Consider the following 440-nt stretch of genomic DNA (forward strand, 5'->3'; position numbering starts at 1 on the left):
CCAGGTGGTCCGTCCCCACGATCTCGGCTCAGCGGAACAGCTTGAGGGAATCGTGGCAGCGGCGCTGGGAAGGACATCGACGGCGCGGGGCGCCTAGTCGGATTCCTGCCAGGCGTGCGCCGGCCGGCGCGAGTCGGGGGGCAGGCGCCCTGACTGAACTGGCAGGCGGCGCCGGGTCTAGCGGGAGGTGGTGTCGACCACCGTGATGGCGGCGGTCGACGTGTTGTCGTCCGAGCCCGGCTTCGCCGTGGAGCCCGGCTTCGCCGTGGAGTCCGGCTGAATGCCGGCGATCGATTGTGTCGACGTGTCGTCGACCGGGGGAGCTTCAGCCTCAGCGCGTTCCCCGGCATCACCGGCGTCGGCGTCCGGACGCACTGCCTGCAGGGCATCGTTTTTAGTGACGTCAGCCTCGGCGGTGGCGTCGGAGGTAGGAGAGGCAC

The 440-nt window shown here is 70.2% G+C and carries 1 protein-coding gene; it reads right to left on the reverse strand.

Features of this window, described 5'->3' with window-relative positions:
• Window positions 1-177: 177 nt before the first annotated feature.
• A partial coding sequence (locus tag AC1U89_RS24800; RefSeq protein ID WP_479902268.1) for a hypothetical protein occupies window positions 178-440 on the reverse strand: 263 nt, incomplete at its 5' end.

This window comes from Caulobacter sp. 05T431 (assembly GCF_056665975.1).